14 protein-coding genes are annotated in these 15,786 nt (G+C 68.1%); 5 read left to right on the top strand and 9 right to left on the bottom strand.

The window, feature by feature from the left end; translation table 11 throughout:
• Window positions 1-194 precede the first annotated feature (194 nt).
• From HZA32_09000 to HZA32_08985, 4 genes are read left to right on the top strand one after another with little or no spacing between them, the layout of a single operon-like run.
• Entirely contained in the window at window positions 195-2,258 is a 2,064-nt protein-coding gene (locus tag HZA32_09000) for an adenylate/guanylate cyclase domain-containing protein (protein MBI5424215.1), read from the top strand.
• Window positions 2,259-2,271: 13 nt separating this feature from the next.
• Window positions 2,272-4,098: a FecR domain-containing protein gene (locus tag HZA32_08995; protein ID MBI5424214.1), complete on the top strand. Its 1,827-nt coding sequence runs from the start codon at window positions 2,272-2,274 to the stop codon at window positions 4,096-4,098.
• 11 nt (window positions 4,099-4,109) lie between these two features.
• A complete protein-coding gene (locus HZA32_08990; protein MBI5424213.1) occupies window positions 4,110-5,039 on the top strand; it encodes a hypothetical protein in 930 nt (309 codons plus the stop codon).
• Between the two features lie 50 nt (window positions 5,040-5,089).
• Complete coding sequence (locus HZA32_08985; protein MBI5424212.1) at window positions 5,090-5,551, top strand: DUF5069 domain-containing protein; 462 nt, start codon at window positions 5,090-5,092, stop codon at window positions 5,549-5,551.
• 32 nt (window positions 5,552-5,583) lie between these two features.
• Here the strand turns inward: HZA32_08985 and HZA32_08980 are convergent, their stop codons facing one another.
• The 6 genes from HZA32_08980 to HZA32_08955 all read right to left on the bottom strand — a co-directional run bounded on the left by HZA32_08980 (window position 5,584) and on the right by HZA32_08955 (window position 12,482).
• Window positions 5,584-6,030 (bottom strand): isoprenylcysteine carboxylmethyltransferase family protein, encoded by a 447-nt coding sequence (locus tag HZA32_08980; protein ID MBI5424211.1) that lies wholly within the window; start codon window positions 6,028-6,030, stop codon window positions 5,584-5,586.
• A 157-nt stretch (window positions 6,031-6,187) separates the two neighbouring features.
• On the bottom strand, window positions 6,188-7,258 hold the full coding sequence (locus HZA32_08975) for a hybrid sensor histidine kinase/response regulator (protein ID MBI5424210.1): 1,071 nt from the start codon (window positions 7,256-7,258) through the stop codon (window positions 6,188-6,190).
• Between the two features lie 145 nt (window positions 7,259-7,403).
• Entirely contained in the window at window positions 7,404-10,979 is a 3,576-nt protein-coding gene (locus HZA32_08970; protein MBI5424209.1) for a PAS domain S-box protein, read from the bottom strand.
• Between the two features lie 206 nt (window positions 10,980-11,185).
• Window positions 11,186-11,323, bottom strand: a complete 138-nt coding sequence (locus HZA32_08965; protein MBI5424208.1) for a hypothetical protein — start codon at window positions 11,321-11,323, stop codon at window positions 11,186-11,188.
• A gap of 100 nt (window positions 11,324-11,423) precedes the next feature.
• Entirely contained in the window at window positions 11,424-11,537 is a 114-nt protein-coding gene (locus tag HZA32_08960) for a c-type cytochrome (protein MBI5424207.1), read from the bottom strand.
• A 510-nt stretch (window positions 11,538-12,047) separates the two neighbouring features.
• Window positions 12,048-12,482 carry a hemin receptor gene (locus tag HZA32_08955; protein ID MBI5424206.1) on the bottom strand — a complete coding sequence of 145 codons (435 nt, stop codon included), beginning with the start codon at window positions 12,480-12,482 and terminating at the stop codon, window positions 12,048-12,050.
• Between the two features lie 169 nt (window positions 12,483-12,651).
• Here HZA32_08955 and HZA32_08950 point away from each other — a divergent pair, with 169 nt between their 5' ends.
• Window positions 12,652-13,281, top strand: a complete 630-nt coding sequence (locus HZA32_08950) for a response regulator transcription factor (protein MBI5424205.1) — start codon at window positions 12,652-12,654, stop codon at window positions 13,279-13,281.
• Window positions 13,282-13,338: 57 nt separating this feature from the next.
• Here the strand turns inward: HZA32_08950 and HZA32_08945 are convergent, their stop codons facing one another.
• From HZA32_08945 to HZA32_08935, 3 genes are all read right to left on the bottom strand, one after another.
• Complete coding sequence (locus HZA32_08945) at window positions 13,339-14,823, bottom strand: SAM-dependent DNA methyltransferase (protein MBI5424204.1); 1,485 nt, start codon at window positions 14,821-14,823, stop codon at window positions 13,339-13,341.
• Between the two features lie 61 nt (window positions 14,824-14,884).
• Window positions 14,885-15,436: a PIN domain-containing protein gene (locus tag HZA32_08940; GenBank protein ID MBI5424203.1), complete on the bottom strand. Its 552-nt coding sequence runs from the start codon at window positions 15,434-15,436 to the stop codon at window positions 14,885-14,887.
• Window positions 15,433-15,714: a helix-turn-helix domain-containing protein gene (locus tag HZA32_08935; protein ID MBI5424202.1), complete on the bottom strand. Its 282-nt coding sequence runs from the start codon at window positions 15,712-15,714 to the stop codon at window positions 15,433-15,435. Before HZA32_08935 ends, HZA32_08940 begins: the two co-directional genes overlap by 4 nt.
• Window positions 15,715-15,786 lie beyond the last annotated feature (72 nt).

Raw genomic sequence — 15,786 nt, 5'->3', positions numbered from 1 at the left:
TGTCACGCGCGGTGGCGGCGGGGAAATCCCCAGGCCGTGCGTCGCGCTGGGCCCTCGGACCGGAGCGCGCCGGATCGAGCGAGACCTCCGCGGCCGCCGGTGAGCAAGATCTGCGCACTGTTGGCGCTTGCCGCGGAGCGGCCGTAGCCGGGAATGGATCGAGTATTCACGTGAGAAATCCACGCTCCAGCTCCGTGTCTTTCGGTCGCCGTGCCATCCTGCTGTGCACGTTCGCGGCGGCGGGCTTTTTCGCACTCCCCTGGGCGTGGCTCCGCCATTGGGAGGCGGACACGGCGGACTTCCGGCTGCGGTTGCGCGGGGCGGTGCGCGACGTGCCTCCGGTGGTGATCGTGAGCATCGAGGAGTCGAGTTTTTCGCTGGCGGAGCGGGTGCCGGACGTCGCGCGGCGCGAGCCCGTGCTCGCGCGCATGGGGCAGCCGTGGCCGTGGGATCGGCGGGTGTTCGCCGCGGTGCTCGACCAGCTCGCGCGCGCCGGGGCTCGCGCCGTGGCGTTCGACATCGTCTTCGTGGCGGAGACGGCCGGCGATCCGGAGTTCGCGGCGGCGCTCGCCGCGGCGCCGTTGCCGGTGATTTTGGCGCGGCAATACGAAGTCGGCGACACGCTGGAGGGTGAGCGCAGCGTGACGGTGATCGAGCCGCGCGCGGCGTTCACGCGGGGGTTGCCGCGGGTGAGCACTGGATACGCGAACATTTGGCCGGACGACGACCAGGTCGTGCGCACCACGCGCCTGAGCCTGACGGCGGGCGAGTTGCTCGGCGACGCGTTCGGGCGTGAGCCGCGCGAGCCGTCGTTCGCGTTGGCCGTGGCGCGGGCACTAGGCGGCGCGTTGCCGGCCGCGCCCCACGGGGGCATCGTCAATTACGCCGGACCGGGCGGGACGATTCCCCGCGTGCCGATCGAGCACCTCTTTCTCGCCGACCGCTGGAATGGCTCGGTGCTCGCGCGCGGCGAGTTCTTCCGCGATCGCATCGTGGTGATCGGGCCGGGGTCGGAAGTGCGGTTCAAGGATTACCACGCCACGCCGTTCGGTCTGATGGCCGGCGCCGAGGTGCAGGCGAACTTGATCGCATCGATCACGGGCCGCGGTCTGCTGTGGGCGCTGCCCGCGTGGTTGGACTGGCTGGCGGTGGCGCTGGCGGCGGCGTTGGCCGGTGGCGTCTGCTTGCGCGCCGCGGGTCCGGTGCGGCAGCTGCTTGTCCTGAGTGCCGCTCTGGTGACGTGGCTGCTGGTCGCGCAGCTCGTGCTGTTGCAGGGCGGCGGCTTGTTGCCGGTGGCGGCGCCCTCGCTGGCGCTGTTGACTGCGGGGCTCGGAGGCATCGCGGTGCGCTACGTCGGCGAGCAGCGCGAACGGCGGCGGTTGCGGAATCTGCTCGGCAGCTACGTCTCGGAACAGATCGCGGCGGTGATCGTGAGCCAGCCGGAGTCGCTCGCCGCGACCATGCGGGGCGAGCGTCGGCCCGTGACGGTGTTGTTCTCGGATTTGCGCGGCTTCACGCGACTCTCGGAGGAACGGCCGGCGGCCGAACTCGTGACGCAGCTCAACGAGTATCTGCACGCGACGGTCGATTGCATCCTCGCGGAGGGCGGCACGGTGCAGAAATTCATCGGCGACGCGATCCTCGCGGTGTGGGGCGACACGCATTCGGCGGGCGAGGCCGCCGACGCGGAGCGCGCCGTCGCCGCCGCGCTCGCGATGGACGAGGCGCTCGCGCGCCTCAACGCCGGGTGGGCGGCGCGCGTCGATCGCGTGCCGCTGCGCATGGGCGTCGGTTTGCAGCACGGCGTCGTCACCGTCGGCAACATCGGCCACCCGCGTCGCATGGAGTTCGGCGTGCTCGGCGACGCCGTGAACACCGCCTCGCGCCTCGAAGGCGCGACGAAGCACCTCGGGCTGCCGCTGCTCGTGGGCGAGCCGGTCGCGCGGCTCGCCGCGGGGCGTTTCCGGTTCGCGTCCGTCGCGCGTCTCGGCCTCGCGGGCCGGGCGGCGCCGGTGGAGGTGTTCACTCCGATCGGCCGCGCCGACGAGCCCGAGCCATTGTGGCAAAATGGTTACCAAAAAGCCGTCGCGCTGCTCCAGGCCGGCGAATTCGCTGCGGCGCGAGCGAACTTTGCCACGCTCGCCCCCGACGCGCCGCGAGCGCGCGAGCTGGTCGCATTCCAGGCGCAACGCGCCGAGGCGCTGGCCGCGCACCCGCCCGCGTCGTGGGATGGCACGCTCCGCCTCGAAGAAAAATAAACCGCTCTCCGTCATGAAAATCGTTCCCAGCCTCTGCTTCTTCGCGCTGGCCGCCTCCGTCTTGTCCGCCTCGCCGCTGGTGTTGGACCGCTCCACCGTCACCGAAGTCGTCAATCAGGTCGACCGCATCGCCGTGCCGACGGACGCCGTGACGCCGGCCGCCGTGCAAATGGAGCTGCGCGCGCCCGACCGCCTGCGCACGGGGCGAGAGTCGCGCGCGGAGTTGCGCGCGGAGGACGGCACGATCACGCGCGTCGGCGCGAACACGCTCTTCGCCTTCGATCCGCGCGGCCGCGAGCTGCGCCTCGACCGCGGCAGCCTGTTGTTCCATTCCCCGACCGGCAAGGGCGGCGGCACGATCCGCACGACGTCGGCCTCCGCCACGGTGCTCGGCACCACGCTCATCGCCGCGACCACTCCCGATGGCGGCTACAAGCTGCTCGTGCTCGAAGGCCGCGCCGAGGTGAAATTTGCCTCCGGCAACGCGCTCCAGCTCGAGGCCGGCCAGCTCACCTTCGTGCGCCCCGGCGCTGGCGGCGTCGGCTTGCCCGGCCCGGTGGTGCCGTTCGACCTCGCGCGGCAGGTGAAGGGCTCGAAGCTCGTCCAGGGTTTCTCGCGCCCACTGCCCTCGCAGGCGCGGATCGATCGCGCGATCCAGACGCAAGGCAAGGCCGTGGGGCTCGGCCGCTACGTCACGACGGGATTTCTCGTGTTCGCGGCCAGCAGCGAGACGCAGGTGAGCGGCATCGAGACCGCGGGTCCCGACGCCGACAACCATCTCTTCGGCGAGTTCACCGGGGCGCAGCGCCTCGCGCTAAACACGTCCACGACGCTCGCCAGCGCCACGCTCCCGGAAGCGCGCCTCTTCCGCACGCCGTTGCTGGTGCCGATGAGCGAGAGCACCTTCCTCAATTCGCAATCCGACACGTTGCTCACCGGCCTCCTCGCCGACACGCTGACGATCACCACGCCGACCCTCAGCCTCGCCACGTGGGGCGGCCCGGCGGATTTCCAGCTTGTCGGGAAGCAGCGGATCGACGTGACCGGCTCGCTGCGCTTCACGGATCTCGGCAACGTGAGCTATCTGCGGTTCTTCAGCCCGCGCGTGAACCTGCCCGGCAGCGGCATCATCTCGGCGACATTCACGAGCGCGAGGCCCGGGACGTTCTATTTCGACACCGACGAGACGTTCACGCTCGGCGCGGTCACCTTCGAATCGCACGGCGGCGGCGTGATCCTCCAATCGCACAGCGGCGACGTCGTGCTCGACGGCACGATCTTCCACGCGGATGCGCCGATCGGCGCGGACGCGACGGTCGCCGGAGCGGTGAATCTCGACGCCCGCATCGGCAGCGTGTCGGTGGCGCGCGCGCTCGTCGATGCGCCCGGCGGCAGCTTTGCGATTTCCGGGGCGAGCGGCGTCACGATCCGGCAGACGTCCTTCGCGCTCGGCGGGAACTTCTGGGCCGACTCCGGCGGGCCGGTGACGTTCGACACGCTCACGTTCACCGCGCCGGCGCACAGCGTTTTCCAAGGCACGGGCAACGATACGCTCACCGCGCGCGCGTTGGATTTCCGCGCCTTTGCGGAGGTCAATCTCGGCGCGCGCACGCTCGTCCTCGAGTCCGTGCACTTCGCCGGCGGCACGACGGTGCGGCTGGTCAGCGAAAACGGCCTGCTCGCGCCGAACCCCAACACCGGCGCCTCCGCGCTCACCGGCTACGTGAACTTCATCCGCGATGTCACCTACGACGGCAAGCCGGCGCAGGATTACGTGCCCGCCGCCGTGGGCGGCACGGGCGCGCAACCCGTCGCGATCCAAATCGCCAAACCCAACTGATCGTGCCCGCGATGTCCCTGTCACTTCGCTCTCTCCTCCTCGCCTTGCTGCCGCTCGGCCTGTTCGCCGCCGAGCGCTCCGCGGCGGTCGAGGAAATCTACCGCGGCGAGCTCGACGACACCGGTCCGCAATACCTGCTCCAGCCCGCGGCCGCGCGCGCCGCGCGTTTCACGCTGTGGTCGCGCGTCGATGCCTCGTGGACCGACAACACCACGTTCACCGAGACCAATCCCGGACAGACGACGGTGTCGTCCTTCCAGCTCGGCGGCGACGTGCATTGCCTCGACCGTGCGTTCGCTGAAGGCCGGTTGCGCCTCTCCGCCGGCGCGCACGGGCAGGTTTTCCGCTACGGTCTCGCGGGCGGCGACGACCGGGTGATCGATTTCCTCCAGGTCGACCGAAACAACTTCGACCTGCTCGGCGCGCACACTCGCGCGACTTGGCAACGCGGCCCATGGCTCGCCGCCAGCTCGCTCCAAGGCACGCTGCTCCACAATCGCAGCGCGCACCGCACCTTTTATCGCGAGCTCGCGTGGGATGCCGCCGTCTATCGGCAATGGAGCCTGGCGCGCCAGTCGATCCTCCTGCTCGGCGTCGATCTCACCCGGCGCTGGTCGGTCACCGACACCTACGGCTTGCTGCCGCGGAGCTGGAACGACCGCGCCGAAGCCGGCCTGACGGCGGCCTGGCAGCAGCCGGTGCGCGGCAAACTCTCCTGGCGCGCCACCGCGCGCGCCCTCGCGACCGGCTACACTCATGCCGACCGCTCGCGCCGCGACGTCACCGGCTCGCTCGGTGCCGAGTTGATCTACGCGTGGCGCGAGCGGTGCGAACTGCGCGTCTTCGTGAGTCACGAGCGCCGCGACAGCACGGAGCCCGGCATCGCGGACTACGCCCGCTGGGAAGCCGGCGCGGGTGCGGGCGTGCGTTGGGAGTTCTAGGGTCACCCGCGCGCTTGCCAGTCGGCGGCGGATAAGTTGGCTGTGCACCGATGCCCTCGAAACCCATCCCCGGCTCCAGCGGCGACGTGCTGACGTGCCTGCCTTCGCCCTACGTGCCGCACGCGGCGACCGGCCTGCTGCACTTGCCGCGTTTCCTTGCGAAGGCGAAATACGTGAAGCAGCACGGCGCGCTCCCGCCCAGCTACGCGAAGAACTACAAGCGCGGGATGGATCGCTTCCTCTCTCTCCACCTCGGCATCGACCCGGCGGCGGTGGAGAAGATCGTGTTCGAGTCGTCTTCCGACGAGGAGATCGACGCGAAACTGAAGACCCTTTTCCCGGCCGACCTGCGCGTGGCGAAATGGAACCGCGAATACGTCCAGAAAGGCATGACCGCGAGCGGCCGCGATTTCCTGAAAGAGGCGCTGACCAACATGGGTTGCGCCGACCGCGTGGACCAAATCCTCAGCGTCGCGGACCTGATGGATTTCGACGAAGGCCGGATCGACTGAACCCGCGAGCGGGCGACGGCCCCGGGGCGCGCTCAGCGTCCCACGTTGCCCGGATCGGGCGCGAAGGCGGATTCACGCGGACGGCGCGGGATCCAGCGCGGCACGATGCGCTTGTAGTCCTCATACATCGCGCCGAAGCGAAAGCCCAGTTCCGGTTCCTCGTGGAGCACGACCGCGATCTGCGCGACGCACGCGAGGCAGAGCAGGTAGAGCGCGATGCGCCACGACTCGAAATAGATCACCTCGCTCGCGACGATCAACCCGAGCGAGATATACATCGGATTGCGCACCCAGCGATACAGGCCGCGTTGGACGAGCTTCCGCGGCGAGTCGAACGGCGCCACCGTGCCGCGGCCTTTTTGCAGGAAATGCCACGCGCACTGGAAATAGCTGCCGAGCCCAAAGGCGGCCAAGGCGATTGCCGTATACTCGTGCCAGCCCAGCGATTCCTCGAGCCACACGGGATGACGCTCGAACATCACAATAGGCACCCAGCCCGCAACTACGGCGGGAAACAGGCACGCAAACAGAAAGCTTCGCAGAAGCAGGAGCACAGGGGTGGCTGGGCCGCCGGGAAAACACCCTAATGGCCTCCCGGGCGCAAGCAAATGTCCTCCTTACGACATCGCTCGGTCGTCAGACGCCACCGATCGGCAACTCGAACCAAAATACCGCGCCGCCCTCGGACGGAAACTCCGCCCCGACCGCGCCATCCAGGGACTCGACCAGTTGCTTCACGATGCTCAGGCCGACGCCGTGGCTCTCTTCGCCGCCCGTCGGCCGCGGGGAGAGGCGCGCAAACTCCGTGAACAGCGCCGGCCGCTCCGCCGCGGGCACGCCGGGACCGGAATCGACCACCTCGACACGCGCGCGCAGGCCGGCCCCGCGGGTGCGCACCACGACATGACCGCCGCGCGGCGTGAACTTGAGTGCGTTGCTCACGTAGTTCGTGAGCGCCTGATAAGCGTGGCCCGCATCGGCGCGGACAGGCGGCAGCGCTTCCGTGAGTTCGAGGGAGAGAGTCGTGTGCTTGATCTCGGCGGCGGGTTCCTGCTGGGCGACGACGGCGGCGGCGAGGAGATTCAGGTCGCAACGATCGGAGCCCGTCTGCGCGCCGGAGCGCCGGAGGTTCAGGAACGTGTCGACGATGCGCTGCATCTGTTTCGCGGAGTCGTGGATGCTCTCGAGATACTCGGTCACTTCGGGCGAGGCGCCTTTGCGTTTCGCGAGCTCGCCGGACATGAGGATCAGGCAAAGGGGATTGCGGAGGTCGTGGCTCGCCACACGCATGAAGCGCTCCTTCAAGGCGAGCTGCTGCTCGAGTTCGCGGCGGAGGCGGCGGATCGTGAGGTGCGTGTTCACGCGCGCGAGCGCTTCTTCGTGCTGAATCGGCTTGGTGATGTAGTCGACCGCGCCTGCCTCGAAGGCTTTCAGCTTTTCCGCGGTGTCGGTCAGCGCGGTCATGAAAATCACCGGGATGTCGCGCGTCTCGGCGCGCTCCTTGAGCCGGCGGCAGGTCGCGAAGCCGTCGATCCCGGGCATCATCACGTCGAGCAGGATCAGGTCGGGGGCGTTGCGCGCGGTGAGCGCGAGGGCGTCCTCGCCGTCCTCGGCCACGAGCAGCGCGTAGCCGGCTTCGCTCAGGCATTCTGCGAGCACGCTGAGGTTGGCGGGGATGTCGTCGACGAGGAGGATGGTCTCGGGCATGTCAGCGGAAAATGAGCGGCGGCGAGAGAATCGTTCTCGTTCTCTTACTCGTTCTCGTTCTCTCGGCTCGTAAGGAACGGAGAACGAGAAAGAGAATGAGGAACGAGAACGATTGAGAGACGGCGGGTGGGTTTCGCCATGGAGGTCAGTTTTTCGCCGGTTGTTCTTCGAGGGGCGTGCGGTAGCGCGCGACGAGGTTGCGGATGGCTTTCATTTTGAACCGCGCCGCCAGCTCCGTGATTTGCTGTGCGAAGGCGGAGAGGCGCGGGTCTTCGGCGGACATCTTCTGCACGAACGCGCGCACGGCGGCGACGTCGCCCGAACTGGCGAGCTCGAAGAGCTGGTCCGCCTGCGCGGGCGTGGGCGGGAACGGCAGCGACGGGAACGGCGCGTGGGTCTCGCTCGGCGCGGCGGTGTCGCTGAGCTTCCACGTCAGGCCGAGGTGGCGGCCGATGAGCACGAAGAGTTCGTCGTCCTTGAACGGTTTGGCGAGGAACGCGACGCAGCCGGCGGCGAGGGCGTTGGCGTGTTGCTGGTCGTGCGCGCTGGCGGAAATCGCGACGCAGACCGGCGCCGCCTCGCCGAGTTTCTCGCGGATGAGGCGCGCGGCGGCGAGGCCGTCGACGTGCGGCATGCGCACGTCCAGCAACGCGAGGTGCGGCTTCGTCTCGAGCGCGATGCGCACGGCCTCATCGCCGTCCTGCGCGGTGACGATTTCGAAACCGAGCGGCTGGAGGAGGTCGAGCAACAGCACGCGGTTCGGCTCATGGTCGTCGGCGATGAGCACGCGGCGGCGCGTCCCTTCGTAGCCGGTGAGGCGCCACGGCGAAGTCGAGCCGGCGGGCGCGGCCACGCTGTCGCTCTCGCGCAGGATCAGGTCGAACCAGAAGCGCGTGCCCCAGCCGATGCGGCTCTCGACGTGCAGGCGGCTGCCCATCTGCTCGACGATGCTGCGGCTGACGTTGAGGCCGAGGCCGGTGCCGCCGGCGCGCTGGCGCTCGTCGCCGAGCTGCGCGAACGGTTCGAACAGCTTCGCCTGGTCCGCCTCGGCGATGCCGGGGCCGGTGTCGCTGACGGAAAAGCGCACCGCGCCGAACATCGCGCGTTCGATCGAGAACACGACGCCGCCCCGCTGCGTGAATTTCACGGCGTTGCTGAGCAGGTTGAACAACACCTGCCGGAGGCGCTGGGCGTCGCAGATCACCGTGCGCGGCAGGTCTGCGGCGAAGGCGGTCTCGAGCCGCAGGTCCTTTTCGCGGGCGCGCGGCGCGAACACCTCGGCCACGCTCTGGCAGAATTCCGGCAACCCGAACTCCGCGGGATGCAGCTCCAGTTTGCGCGCCTCGATCTTGGCGAGGTCGAGCACGTCGTTGATGAGCGCGAGGAGGTGCTCGGCCGATTGATGGATGACGGAGAGGCCGCCGCGCTGCTTCTCGGTCAGCGTCGTGTCGCGGCGGAGGATTTGCGTGTAGCCGAGGATGCCGTTGAGCGGCGTGCGCAGCTCGTGGCTCATGCTGGCGAGGAACTGAGTCTTGGCGCGGCTCGCCTCGTCGGCGGCCTCCTTGGCGGCGCGCAGCACGCGGTCGGCCTCGCGGCGCGCGGTGATGTCGATGACGACGCCCTCGAAGTGGTCGGGCTCGCCGTTCGGGCGGCGGATGACGCGCACGGATTCGGAGACCCACACGCGCGAGCCGTCGCGGCGGAGGATTTCCGATTCGAAGTCGCTGAGCTCGTCCGCGGTCTGGATGAGCTGGAGAAAATCCTCCCGCCGCCCGGGCTGGATGTAGAACTGCGCGCCGATGTCGTTGACCGCGGTGATCATCTGCTCGGACGAATCGTAGCCGAGCATCGTGGCGAGCGCGGGGTTCACGCGGAGGAAGCGGCCGCTCGGCGTCGATTGGTAGAGGCCTTCGACGGCGTTCTCGAAGATGCCGCGGAACTGGCGCTCGGCGCGCGCGAGCGCCTGCTCGGCTTCGCGGCGGCGGACGGCGGCCGCGGCCTGTTGCGCGACGAAGTCGACCAGCGCGAGGTCGTCGGCGGTGTAGGCGTGGGCGTTCTCGTAGTCGTGCAACGCCAGCGCGCCGATCGGGCGTCCGTCGATGAGCATGGGCGCACCGAGGCGCACGAGCGGCGCGGTGGCGGGCGGCCGGTAGTCGCCGCGCGCAGAGAGGATTTTCGTCAGGTCGGCCTGCGCGATGAGCGTGGGCCGGCCGGATTGGATGACGTATTCGGTGAAGCCGAGGCCGAGCGGGCGTGCGAGCGGGGTCTGCGTCCTGTCGCTGTCGTGCTGGTCGGAAAAGTAGGGGAACGAGACGCTGCGGCCGTCGGCGCTGAGCAGCGCGATGTAGAAATTCCGCGCCGGCATCAGTCCGGCGACGATGCGGTGCACCTCGGCGAACAACGCCTGCAGGTCGCCGCCCGAGAGCACGGCGCGCGAGATGCGATACGTGGCCTCCTGCACCTGCTCGCGCCGGCGGCGCTCGGTGAGGTCGATGGCGGTGATGAGCATGGCCGGCCGGCCGCCGAGTTCGAAGATGTCGGCGTTGAGCAGCACGTAGCGCGGCTCGCCCTGCTTGTTGTGGAAGACCGTTTCGTAGCCGTGGACGAAGCCGCGGGCGCGCAGCTCGGCGATGACGCGCTCGCGTTCGAGATTGTCGGCCCAGACGCCGAGGTCGACCGAGGTGCGGCCGATGACTTCCTCGCGCGCGAAGCCCGAGGCGCGCAGGAACGCGGCGTTCGTCTCGAGGATCTTTGCGGTGGCGAGATCGGCGAGGAGCATCAGCGCCGGGCTGGCGTGGAAGGATTTCGTGAAATAGTCCTGCGACTCGCGCTGGATCGCCTCGCTGCGGCGGCGTTCGACGGCGCTGGCGACCTGGCCGGCGACGAACGTCAGCAGGCGCTTCGCCTCCTCGCCGTAAACGGTCTCGTCGCGGTAGTCCTGCACCGCCACGACGCCGATGGCGCGGCCCTCGACGATGAGCGGCGTGCCGAGCCAGACGGCGGATGGCGTGCCGGTGGGCTTGTAGCCCTGGCCGGCGAGGATCTGGATGAGTTCCTCGGTGCGGGCGAGGAGCGGCTTCTTCGAGTCGATGACGTAGTCGGTCAGGCCCTTGCCGCGCGGGCGCGGGGCGGGGCGTTGCGAGCATTCGTCCTCGTAGTAGGGGAAGGAAACCTCGCGGCCGTCGGGGCTGACGAGGGCGAAGAAGAGGTTTCCCGCCGGCATGAGGCCGCCGATGATCTCGTGCAGTTTCTTGAACAGCGTCGCGAGGTCGGTGGTGGAATTCGTCGCCTCGGAAATGCGGTAAACGGCATCCTGTTCGCGCTCGCGCTGGCGGCGGCTGGTGATGTCGAGGCCGATGACGACGACGCATTTCTCGCCGTCGATGTCCACGACCTCGGCGTTGAGCACCATATCGCGCTCGACGCCTTTGCGATTGCGGAAACGCGCCTCGAAGTCGCGGGCGCGGCCCTCGGCGATGAGGCGGCGGCGGTATTCGACGCGACGGTCGTCCTCGATCCAGATGCCGAGGTCGGTGATGGCGCGGCCCATCGCCTGCTCGCGCGTGAGATCGCCGGCGGCGAGGAACGCGGCGTTGGCGTCGAGCAACAAGCCGTCGCTCAGCCGCGTGACCGCGAGCATGGCCGGACTGGCGAGGAACGCGCGGAGGACGTTCTCGTGAGCGGCGATGGGCGGAGCGGAGGCGGGGCGCGGGTCGGCCATGCGGGTGGGCATCTTTGCCGGGTGGGGCGCGCGGGCAATGCCGGAAGCGAAGGACGGAGGGCGGAGGCGGCGAACGAGGTTGAATAGGTAGGGCGCGACCGCTGGGCGCGCCGCGAATGGGTTGCGGCGGGCCCAGCGGTCCCGCCCTACCGCATGCTTCGCGGATCCGCTGACGCTCGCGGCTTTGGGCCGGTCGGAGACCGGTCCTACCGCTCGCGCCGACGCGGCGCGTTCAGGCTGACGAGCAGCACGGAAACGAGCGCGATGCACCCGGCGATGACGAGCAGGCCGCCGTCGATGGACGCGAAGTTGGATTTGGAAATCTGGTCGAGAATGGGAGTCATGGCGGCAGTGGTGTTCGGGGCGCGAGCGGTGACCGCCCGCGCCCCGAGTGTTACCCCTGTTGTTGGCCGGCGAGCGCTGCGCGCCCACCGGAAGCGAAAGTTATTTCTTCAACGCGCGGAGGTAGGCGACGACGGCGCGTGCGTCCTCCTCGCTGAGGCGGAACTGCGGCATCGGCGGGCGCGGCATCGAGCCGTCGGGTTTCACGCCGGTCATGAAGAGCGTCGCGGCTTGGGCGTCGGTGTAGCCGGGCAGATCGACGATCTGCGGGCGTCACGGCGCCCCAGGCGGGCATCGGCACGGTCGGGGCGAACGGCAGCGGCGCGCCCATGAGGTGCTTTTCGGGAATGATCTGGCCGCGCTGGTCGCGCTGCGAGTGGCAGTCGGCGCAGCCGATGACGTTCTCCACGAGGTAGCGGCCGCGCGTGACGGCGGCGTTTTCGGCCGGCGCTTGCGCGGAGAGAACGGGAGCGACGGCCAGGAGGCCGGCGGCAAGGAGGAGGGTGTTCGTAGTTTTCATGATGACGGGAGCGTGGAGTCGGGCGGTGTGTGTGTCCGTCGATCGGGAAAATCAGGTGAGAAAGACCAGCGTCAGGCTGGCGAAGAACAACGAGGCTTGGACGATCGCCGCGACGCAGGCCCAGGCGGGGAGCGGGGCTTCGATCGGGGCGGCTTCGAGGGCGGAATGCATCGGGAGAAGGAAAACGGCGGGCGGGCGAAGCGGTGTCAGGCGACGCGGGCCTGTTGCGCCGCGCCGTCGCGCGCGCCGGCTTTCATCGTCTCGGCGAGGATCCAATAGACCTTGGCCCACGCGGCGCGCGTTTCGGCGGTGAAGTCGGCGCCGAGTCCTTTTTCGAGCGTCCAGAGCAGCGCGGCGCCGACGGTGTCGTAGTGATCGTCGCGCACCTGGTAGCCCCCGTGGCGCAGGCCCATCTCGCGGACGACGGGGACGAGGGTGTTGAGGCGGTCGAGGCTGCCGACGCAGTAGCCGATGGCCTGCATGAGCTTCTTGCCCTGCGCCGCCATGTCGCCGCGGAAGAGCGCGCGGAGCGACGGATCGAGTTCGAAGAGACGCGCGTAGAAAATCGCGGCCGCCTGGTCGGCGAAGGGCACGACCTTGGCGAACGATTGGCGGACGAGAAGATTTTCCTGGGGCGTCATGGCGTGGAGGGAGGACGGATTTGTTGCGGCGAGGATAGCGCGCCGCGTTGCGCCGCGGTATTGGCCAGCGGGCGCGGGCCGGTCGGCTAGGAATTTTTTCCCGTTATCGGGACGCTTGGCGCAGCGCTGCCCGCTTTACTTCGGCGCAGCGGCTGACCAATCTCCGCGCGTGGAAAAAATCCTCGTGATCGACGACGATGCGAAGATGCGCCGGCAAATCGCCGCGCTGCTCTCCTCCGAAGGCTACCAAACGATCGAGGCGCACAACGGCCGCGAAGGCGTCGCGCTCGCGTTGAGGGAGAAGCCCGACCTCGTCGTGTGCGATATCACCATGCCCGAGATGAACGGGCACCGCGTGTTGCAGGCGTTGCGCGAGGAGGCCACGACCGCGGCGACGCCGTTCATTTTCCTCACCGGCTGGGGCGAGAAGGAGGATCTGCGCGCGGGCATGAATCTCGGCGCGGACGACTATCTCGTGAAGCCGGTCGAGCCGGCGGATTTGATTTCCGCGGTCGCGGCGCGCCTGCGTCGGCGCAAGCAAACGGGCTCCGGCCGCTCCGCTTCGGTGGCGGACGCGACGCCCGCCGCGCTGGAGAAGGCGCTCGGCCTGACGCCGCGCGAGGCGGAGATTTTGTCGTGGGTGGTGCAGGGGAAGACGAATCCGGAAATCGGCACGATCCTCGGCATCCAGCTCACAACGGTGAAGAAGCACCTCGAAAGCACGTTCGTGAAGCTCGGCGTGGAAAACCGCACCGCCGCAGTGACGCTCGCGCTGGAGAAGATCGTGCCGCAGGGGTGAGCGAGGAGCGTGCGCTTCCGGGCGCGGGAGCGCTCGGCCGCGAGCGGTCGGGTTTCGCTAGGACGCTGACTTACCCAGCGATGCGGCGACGGTGCGGAAATTCGCGAGACCTGCCTCGATGTTTTCAATGATCTCCTCCGCGAGATCGGCGGGCTCGGGCAGGTTGTCGAGGTCGGCGAGGCTGTCGTCTTTCAGCCAGAAGAGGTCGAGGCTCGTCTTGTCGCGCGCGGCGAGTTCGGCGTGGGTGAACTTCCGCCAGCGGCCCGTCGGATTCTTCTCCGCGTGCCACGTCTCCTTCCGCTTGTGGCGGTTCTCCGGGTTGTAGCAGGCGATGAAGTCGGCGAGGTCTTCGAGGCGCAGCGGCTTTCGTTTCAGCGTGTGGTGGATGTTGGTCCGGTAGTCGTAATACCAGACCTCCTTCGTCGCGGTGTCCTTGCTCGCGGGGCGGTTATCGAAGAAGAGCACGTTGGCCTTCACACCGTTGGCGTAGAAAATCCCGGTCGGCAGGCGCAGGATCGTGTGCAGTTCTGCCGTCTCCATCAGCTTCCGGCGCACGGTCTCACCGGCGCCGCCTTCGAAGAGGACGTTGTCGGGCAGCACCACGGCGGCGCGGCCGGTGGTTTTGAGGAGCGAGCGGATGTGCTGGAGAAAATTGAGCTGCTTGTTCGACGTCGTGGCCCAGAAATCCTGCCGGTTGTAGACGAGGTCTTCCTTCTCTTGTTCGCCTTCTTCGTTGGTGAAGGTCATCGAGCTCTTCTTGCCGAAGGGCGGATTGGCGAGGACGTAGTCGTGCGTCTCCGCCGGCGCGGCGATGAGCGCATCCGTCGAGGCGACGCGGGTCTCGCCATCGATCTCGCCGATGTTGTGGAGGAAGAGATTCATCAGGCACAGGCGGCGCGTGCCGGCGACGATCTCGTTGCCGTGGAAGGTCTCGTTCTTGAGGAAACGCTTCTGCGTGGGCGTGAGCGGCAGATTCTTGAGGTGGTCGTAGGCCGCGAGGAAGAAGCCGCCGGTGCCGCACGCGGGGTCGGCGATGGTTTTGCCGGGCTCCGGTGCGACGCACGCGACCATCGCCTTGATGAGCGCGCGGGGCGTGAAATATTGGCCGGCGCCGGACTTGGTGTCCTCGGCGTTTTTTTCGAGGATGCCTTCGTAGATGTCGCCCTTGGTGTCGGCGTCGAGCGTGGTCCAGGTGACGTTGTCCACCATCTCGATCAGGCGGGCGAGCTTGGCGGGGTCCTGGATCTTGTTCTGCGCCTTGGTGAAAATCTGTCCAAGCATGCCCTTCTGCGTGCCGAGTTCGCGCAGCGCCTCGACGTAGTGGACCTCGAGCTCGGCGCCCTTGAGCGGACGCATGACCGGCCACGCGAAGCGCGCGGGCACTCCGACTTTCCGGCGGTGCGGCGGCTGCGAGTATTCGTCCGCCATCTTGAGGAAGATGAGATAGGTGAGCTGCTCCAGGTAGTCGCCGTAGCCCACACCGTCGTCGCGCAGCGTGTGGCAGAAGGACCAGACCTTGGAGATGATGCTGTCGGTGGTCATGAAGACTTAATTGCGGATTACACGGAGGACACGGATATGAAAGGACGTAAACGCGGTTTGCTCAGGTCAGATCGTCTAGGAGGCGCTGTGAAAAATCCGGGAGCGTCTTGCCGAGGCGGATCAACACGTCCTGCACCTCAAGCTTGCGCTTGCCGGCGATGGCGCCGAGGCACGCGGTCACTTGTTTGGGCTCCATTTCGTAGAGGACCAGCAGGTAGTCTTGCGGGTGGCTCGCGGCGAGGTTCCAAGGCTGCAGGGCCGCGACTGGAAAATGCTTCAGGTTGAACGTGACGATGAGCGGGCAGTTTCCCCGGATCGCGGCGGCGAGCACATGCCGGTCTTTTTCGTGGTTCGTCAGCGCCGGCAGCAGGTTTTCGTAGCCGGTCACTACCGCGTCGGGAAACGCCGTGCGGATCTCGGTCTGGAACGTCTCGGCTAGCGGCGGCGGCCACTGGAGATCCCTCAGCTGCGTGCGTTGCACTTCGGCGAGCACCTCTTCCGACCAATGCGGCACGATCAGGCGCGGACGCTCGGACAATCTCAGCAGCAGGTCGCACACGCCGAAGTTGGCGAGCACGCATGCGTCGAGAAAGACCCGGTAGTCCGCTCTCATTTTTTCCCGGTGTAGTCGGAATCGTAAACGCCGGCGGCTTCGGCGGCGGCGGCGAGCTTGTTGAGCGCCTCGCGGCGCGTGGTGTCGCGCGTGCGTTCGTAGGCGAGCAAGTCCTTGAACGTCACGCGGCGGTGCGTGCCGACCTTGTGGTAAGGGATTTCCTTGTTCTCCAGGAGATCGACCAGATGCTGCCGCGAGACGCCGAGGTAGTTGGCGGCAGCTTGGGTGGTGAACGCTTCGTCTTCCGGCACGAGCACGATAGCCTTCTTCTCGGACATCAGCCGCACGATGCGGGCGAAGTGGGCGAACAAGGCCTCCGGCAGGTGCGTCCGATGGCCTTGCGCGTCGAT

The organism is Opitutia bacterium, from assembly GCA_016217545.1.
Lineage (GTDB): Bacteria > Verrucomicrobiota > Verrucomicrobiia > Opitutales > Opitutaceae > Didemnitutus.
Note: the sequence above shows the minus strand (reverse complement) of the source record. Positions and strands in the feature narration are given on the sequence as shown.

Excerpts from the sequence above, each read along its gene's own strand:
- HZA32_08995 (MBI5424214.1), top strand. The coding sequence starts at position 2,272 with ATGAAAATCGTTCCCAGCCTCTGCTTCTTCGCGCTGGCCGCCTCCGTC.
- HZA32_08990 (MBI5424213.1), top strand. The coding sequence starts at position 4,110 with ATGTCCCTGTCACTTCGCTCTCTCCTCCTCGCCTTGCTGCCGCTCGGC.
- HZA32_08985 (MBI5424212.1), top strand. The coding sequence starts at position 5,090 with ATGCCCTCGAAACCCATCCCCGGCTCCAGCGGCGACGTGCTGACGTGC.
- HZA32_08980 (MBI5424211.1), bottom strand. The coding sequence starts at position 6,030 with ATGTTCGAGCGTCATCCCGTGTGGCTCGAGGAATCGCTGGGCTGGCAC.
- HZA32_08975 (MBI5424210.1), bottom strand. The coding sequence starts at position 7,258 with ATGCCCGAGACCATCCTCCTCGTCGACGACATCCCCGCCAACCTCAGC.
- HZA32_08970 (MBI5424209.1), bottom strand. The coding sequence starts at position 10,979 with ATGGCCGACCCGCGCCCCGCCTCCGCTCCGCCCATCGCCGCTCACGAG.
- HZA32_08965 (MBI5424208.1), bottom strand. The coding sequence starts at position 11,323 with ATGACTCCCATTCTCGACCAGATTTCCAAATCCAACTTCGCGTCCATC.
- HZA32_08960 (MBI5424207.1), bottom strand. The coding sequence starts at position 11,537 with ATGACCGGCGTGAAACCCGACGGCTCGATGCCGCGCCCGCCGATGCCG.
- HZA32_08955 (MBI5424206.1), bottom strand. The coding sequence starts at position 12,482 with ATGACGCCCCAGGAAAATCTTCTCGTCCGCCAATCGTTCGCCAAGGTC.
- HZA32_08945 (MBI5424204.1), bottom strand. The coding sequence starts at position 14,823 with ATGACCACCGACAGCATCATCTCCAAGGTCTGGTCCTTCTGCCACACG.
- HZA32_08940 (MBI5424203.1), bottom strand. The coding sequence starts at position 15,436 with ATGAGAGCGGACTACCGGGTCTTTCTCGACGCATGCGTGCTCGCCAAC.
- HZA32_08935 (MBI5424202.1), bottom strand. The coding sequence starts at position 15,714 with ATGTCCGAGAAGAAGGCTATCGTGCTCGTGCCGGAAGACGAAGCGTTC.